General features: G+C 33.2%; 4 protein-coding genes. All 4 read left to right on the plus strand.

Going from position 1 to position 6416, the window contains the following annotated elements; all coding sequences use genetic code 11:
• Positions 1-84 precede the first annotated feature (84 nt).
• Complete coding sequence (locus OM075_RS24040; protein WP_301193107.1) at positions 85-417, plus strand: DUF6924 domain-containing protein; 333 nt, start codon at positions 85-87, stop codon at positions 415-417.
• A 153-nt stretch (positions 418-570) separates the two neighbouring features.
• Positions 571-996: a hypothetical protein gene (locus OM075_RS24045; RefSeq protein ID WP_301193108.1), complete on the plus strand. Its 426-nt coding sequence runs from the start codon at positions 571-573 to the stop codon at positions 994-996.
• Positions 997-1276: 280 nt separating this feature from the next.
• On the plus strand, positions 1277-1741 hold the full coding sequence (locus OM075_RS24050) for a CYTH domain-containing protein (RefSeq protein ID WP_301193109.1): 465 nt from the start codon (positions 1277-1279) through the stop codon (positions 1739-1741).
• Positions 1742-2886: 1145 nt separating this feature from the next.
• Positions 2887-6416: Calx-beta domain-containing protein (locus tag OM075_RS24055; RefSeq protein ID WP_301193110.1), on the plus strand; the 3530-nt coding region annotated here is incomplete at its 3' end.

Genomic DNA, 6416 nt, shown 5'->3' on the forward strand with positions numbered 1-6416 from the left:
TTTCAGATGTAAAATTCTTCTTGTTTAGGTTAACAAAAATTTTGCATGATTATTAATTATACAATTTAGACCCAACTTTTTTACATGATCCCAAAAAGATCAGGTAAAGAACTTGGGTTTAGACCATATGTTGAATATTTAAGTAACAGTAAATTTGCAGGGCTTAAAAAAGAAAGACTTTTAAAACGAAATGAAAACTATAAGCATTTATTCATTTTTATAGTTGACTGTATAACAATAAATCATGTTGAACACCCAATATTATGCGTTGACCTGTATGATAAACCAGGTGATTCATTTAGAGTGATTCCATCTGAAATGTGGGGAGTCGAAAATAATCTTTCAATATCAAATATGGACTTTGAAGAATTTTTAAATGCAACTGATAATGATGGGATTCATAGAGGATTTAAATAATAACATTTGTTAATGAAAGCTATACCCATAAGGGTTTTTATGGTCAATTGAAAAGTAAAACAAGTGATTAAAATTAGTGTTAAATTGAAACGAGAGTGCTATAAAATCCCTTCCTTGGCATAGTCAATCAGTTGTTACGAATTTAAGAAAAACATGCAGACATATCCAAAAATATTAGATAAGACAAAAATTGGTAATTATCCAGCCTCTGTAAAATCTGGAGGAGGATATGTATGGGACGAAGTGCTGGAATACAGAGTTTGGTGTCATCCGGAAAATGGTGCGGAAGATTTAGAAGATGGTAACAATTACTATTACGTTTTTGAAACTTATGAAGAAGCCGAAAAATTTTCAAAAAATAATATTGGGACTGAAGAACCTTTAGCTTTGATTCTGCAAAGAGAGTATATCCAAGAATCAGAACCAGGAAAATATGAACATATAAAAGAAGAACGATTAACAGAATGGCCTGTTGAATTTTTAAACAGACCTAAACGGACAGACAAAACAATACCTAATTTTATGGCTCCAAATGCACCATCGAATAGATTAGATATTATACGAGGAATTGCAAAATAGAGATTTTTTGGGATGCTAAAATAAAGACCTGAAAGAAGAATTTGCTAGAAGGATAAAAAAAATTGAACATGACACAAAAATTAATTTATAAGGCACTAGAGGAATTTTAAAAGGTTTATATGGTATTTGAGCCCCGCCGAAGCGTGTGCTTAGGTTATAGTTGAAAAAAGGTATAATCAAAGTAAAAGCTTCAGCTTTGTTGTGGTCAGACAATTTAGCTTTTCAAAGAGCCTTACAAATCAAGTTTTCACCGTTGTCGATATTTAATCAATAATAAATTATGGGAGTTGAAATAGAAAGAAAATTTCTTTTAAAAAATTCAGACTGGAAAAAACAAGTTGATACAGTTATTCATATTCAACAAGGGTATCTTTGTTCTGATAAGGAAAGGACGGTTAGAATTAGAGTTTCAGGTGAAAGAGCATGGATTACAATCAAAGGGGAGAGTATCGGGATGTCCCGGGCAGAATTTGAATATGAAATTCCTTTTGAAGAGGGATCCAGTTTGATTGGTTTATGTGAGAAACCAATTATTGATAAGAAAAGATATATAGTAAAGACTAATGAAGTTACCTGGGAGATTGATGAGTTTGCTGGCCTTAATTCAGGACTTACAATAGCAGAGGTTGAGTTAGAGAGTGAAGAAAAGACTTTTGATTTGCCTGATTGGTTAGGGAAAGAAGTCACAGGTGATCCCAAATATTATAATTCATCTTTGATTAAAAATCCCTTTACAAAATGGTAATTTTTATAATTATGTTATTATAACGAATAAAACCTATGTTTATTCGTTTACTTTAAAACGTGATTAATTAATATAGTTCACAAAATTTGCAAGACAATGAAAGGGAGTTAAGGTAGCTTCCTTTTATTGTTTAATCTGACAGACTTCAATAAGATTCATATTACTTCTTAATTGTTTCCGGAAAATTAAATCATTCAAGTAAAAATAAAATGGAAAGGATGTTGATGCAGTAGATCTTTGCATTTTATTTTTTCTCAGCCTGAGGGTTTGGGGCAATGGCAATGAATACGACAACAAAACAATGAACTTTGGGGAACGATTCATACGAAAGACCATTCGGAGACCTATCATCCTTCACTTCATAAAATTATGCTGCAATAGGACTGTTTTAAATATTAAGTTACGCCATTGAAAAGGTATATGCTATAGATTGAGTTAAGTGTTTATACTAGTAGTTTAATAAGTTTTATGATTAAAAAAATAAATTTTATACTAATGACTTGACATTTAATTAATAAAGTTAAATATTTGAATACTAATTATGAATCATTTAACTGTATATTGAATCTAACCTTAAAATCAAAATAGAATGACTTAAATATCTAAAGCGTAAATTGCGCTACTTACTCTTCAAATACCTGTAATAGCTACAGTAGTGTGTTTTAAGACCATCTTTTATAAAAAGATCGTTATGCCATAAGATGGTGGATGTTGCAAATAATCATAAAAATTGCTTGTAGGATAAAAGATTAGCTGTCGGTAAAATAGCTTTTACTTATAAGAGGTTAGTTATTTTCATTGATTTATTTGTTTTTAGTTCAATATGTAGATTATAAATTTTTAGATTAAATGAATATGTTACAGGTAATGAGTTTATTATGTGATTATTGGTGTTAGGAAAATTGTTTTTGTTACCTGTATATAAATAGTATAGCTATAGATTTATAGATAACCTTATGATATAAAAAAGACTATTTATGAGTTAAATAATATTCTGTTTATCACACAATTGAACTTATTTGTCAAATAGTGTTAAGAATTAGGAATTGTTTTATTTAAATGATCGTATAAGTTATAAGGAATGCTAGAATACCATAGTATTTTGATTCGTGAAAGATATAATTATTTTAAATAACTACTTATTTATGGATGCAATTTTTAGGAAGAATACATTTATCTTGAGTTTGTTTTTATTATGTTTTATCACAATAAATGGTCAAACACCAGGATTGATTTATGAACCAGCAACAGGTTTCGGTTCAACAGTGTTGGATCCAAATGGAGATGGATATGTTTCTGTTTCGTCAACAGGGTTTACTTCTGCTGTAGAAGGAAACCCGGGAAATGATGTGCCAGAGTTTGAAAATGCCTCAGAATGGCATAATTTTCCTACAATAGGTAGTGGAGAGGTATTACGGGATATAAGGAGTGGTCCGGATGAAGGTTTTACCGATTTTTCTGTAAATGACCAAGGAACTGCTACTTATTACAGGTTTGACGGAAATAATATGGTCTTTAGATTTAGATTAGCTGATTACAGGCCAAATTCAAAAGGTTACACAGTTTTAATTGATACCGATAGCAAATTTGGTAATGATGATCCTGAGTATAGTAGTGAAAATCCAGGTTTTGAACTTGCAATTGTTTTGCAAAATAAGCAGGATGTTTTTATTTACGATATAAATACTGGTTCACCAGGTTGTACACCTACGATTTTACATTCTTATATTGGCGGTATAAATCATCAAAAAGCCATATCTGGCATTCAGGATGATGGTGATTTAGATTTCTTTTATGATTTTTATGTTCCTATTGCTGATATGGGAATTACAGCATCTACAACGCTCCGGATGGCAGCAACAACTAATACGTCAAATAGTTACACATTTTGTGGCTCTGTATCAGATGTAGGAGGTGTGGATGATGGTCTTTATGGAGACTGTTTAGAATGTTTGTTTACAGATTTAATAGAAGGGCAGATCCCAACTTCGCCTGATAATACAACTGGTTTTCCTGCTGTCAGAACAGATTGTCCAAGAATTGATGGTACAATATTTCAAAGTGATACAGAAGTTAGTGGTACAACTACAGAAATATCAATTACTGAAATACAACTGTATATTAATGGGGTATTAGAACCTGGTGCAACTACAACAATTACAGGCGGAGGTGTATGGATAATATCAGGATTGACACTTACTGATGGAGATGTAATTTCAGCAACAGCAACGGCTTCAGGAAAATCTGTTTCATTTTCAGATTGTTCCGAAATTATTGTTGGTGCTGGTTGTGATTCTCCAGTTCCAACAGTCCTTGGACTAAATGCAGGAAAAGGTATAGGGGTCCATTATTCAGGATCTGTAGGAGATGTCATTACTGTGTATTCAGATCCCGCAGGAACAATTCCGTTTAATGAATCAAACCTGAAATCAGGAAGTACTAATCCACACACCATTATAGCTAATGATTGGAATACTAATGAATATTATTTTGAATTCGAATGTCAAACAGGTAATTGCTTTCCGGACGGAACATACTATATTTCTGCAGGTGGAGGTTGTGAATTAGTAGAAATTTGCCTTGGCGGTACAGTAGAAAATACGTTAACGTTAGATAGTCCTATTACCTCAGATGCAGATATTATTTCTGGAGGGAATGGAACTAGTGGCAATACACTTTATTTAAAAGTAAATGGTAGAACAGAGACTTCAACAACTTTAAGCGCAAGTGGTTTTTGGAACTTTAATCATGGTTTAGAGCTAAATACATGTGATTATATTACAGTTACACAAAAAGGTTTAAGTTGTGCTTCTGCAAATTCAAATACAGTATATGTGGCTCCCAAAGTACCTATTGTTTATGATATTGATTGTGTAGATGGCCCCTTAACAACTGTTTCTGGCTATTCTGCAGAACAGGATGGTACTGTAATAACTGTTTATGATGATGGTATAGCATTAACACCAACAACATCTGTTGAAAATAATCAATGGACTCTAACAGGTGTAGCAATAGCAACCGGCAGTAGTGTTTATGCCACTGCAACAAATAATAGTTGTGGAGCTGTTAGTGAAAATTCTAATATTGTTACTGTAACTCAAATTCCCACAAATACAGGTCTAAGTATATCTTCAGATCCTGTTTATAATTACACAACAGCGCTTTCTGGAAGTTGTAACTCGTCTGCAACAGATGTGAAAATTTATATTGATGAAATTTATCTTGCAGATGCACTAATAAGTGGAAACACATGGATTTTAAACCCTGTTCCTGCTGGCGAATTGTACGAAGGTGGAAAAATACAAGTAACTCAGGCTTTTGGCGGGTGTGAGAGTAGTTTATCGACAGATTTTAAAATTGTACAATGTTCTTCGGTTCCAGGAGCAACAACTTTGTTACCCTACAGTCAAACATGTAATGACATTTCTAATAGCTCAATAAATATTGAAGTAAGTGGGGTTGAATTCGGATATATTTATACACTAATTGATGAAGGAGGTAATGACTTTGGATATTCTCAGTTTAGTAACGGGATATCAAATTTAACTCTGGCTAGTATTCCGTTGCCTCTAAGTCCTGATCCATCTAAAATTAGTGTTAGAGCAGAAAAGTTAAATCCAGGGATTGATTGCAGTGTTGATGCAACAAATACGTTATCAATTGATTTGAATCCCCATATGACAGTTCTTGGATCCACAAATATTCCAGCAACATGTACAGCAGAAGATGGTTCTATAACAATTACTGGGTTAGGTGTAAGTGCTTCTTATGAACTAAGTTATGTAAGAAATGGAGGGAATCCAATTACTTCAACAATTACTAGTGAAGCTGATGGAACTTATACTATAACAGGTCTTTCTAATGGTAGTTATACAGATATTACCATGAAAAATACGACAAATGATTGTACAAGTCCGGCTATTTCAGAAACTTTAAATGGGGGAGGGACTTCTTCTACTTTATTCCCAGTGATAGCTGAAGATACATCTGTTTCAAGTGGGGAGACAACAAATATATTTGTTGGCGATGCATCCAATTCTACAAATGTATCATATACTTATTATTTGTATAATAGAGATACAAACTCACCGATAGCCAGTTCAATTGGTAATGGAGGAATACTTTCTTTATCTACAGGGGTACTTTCTGAAACAACAAAATTTTATGTATATGTTGATGAAGGAACAGGCTCTTGTGTAACTTTCACAACAGAACCAATAGTTACGATTACTACATCTTTACCGACAGTGGCATTCAACACAACATTTTCAAGTGGAGCAGAGTCCTTAAGCAGTGCAGATCTACAGGTTGATCTTTCATCCGTAAGCAGTCAGGATGTGATGGTAGAGTATACCGTGACTGGTACTGCAACTGGTTCAGGAATAGATTATACTTTGGCAAATGGTACATTGACAATTATAGCAGGTAGTACATCTGCAAACATAACTATTGCCAGCATCATCAACGATGCCATATATGAGTCAGATGAAACAGTAATTGTTACATTATCGTATCCTACTAATGCTATTTTAGGGACAAACTCATATCATACCTATACCATTACCGATGACGATGGTCAACCGGCCATCAGCATTAACGATGCATCTGTAACAGAGGGCAATTCAGGTACTGCTACTTTAGACTTTACTGTTTCATTGAATCATGCCAGTACATC

Origin of the sequence: Plebeiibacterium sediminum, assembly GCF_026013605.1 — a bacterium.
Classification (GTDB): Bacteria; Bacteroidota; Bacteroidia; order Bacteroidales; family Marinilabiliaceae; genus Saccharicrinis; species Saccharicrinis sediminus.

Excerpts from the sequence above, each read along its gene's own strand:
- OM075_RS24045 (WP_301193108.1), top strand. The coding sequence starts at position 571 with ATGCAGACATATCCAAAAATATTAGATAAGACAAAAATTGGTAATTAT.
- OM075_RS24050 (WP_301193109.1), top strand. The coding sequence starts at position 1,277 with ATGGGAGTTGAAATAGAAAGAAAATTTCTTTTAAAAAATTCAGACTGG.
- OM075_RS24040 (WP_301193107.1), top strand. The coding sequence starts at position 85 with ATGATCCCAAAAAGATCAGGTAAAGAACTTGGGTTTAGACCATATGTT.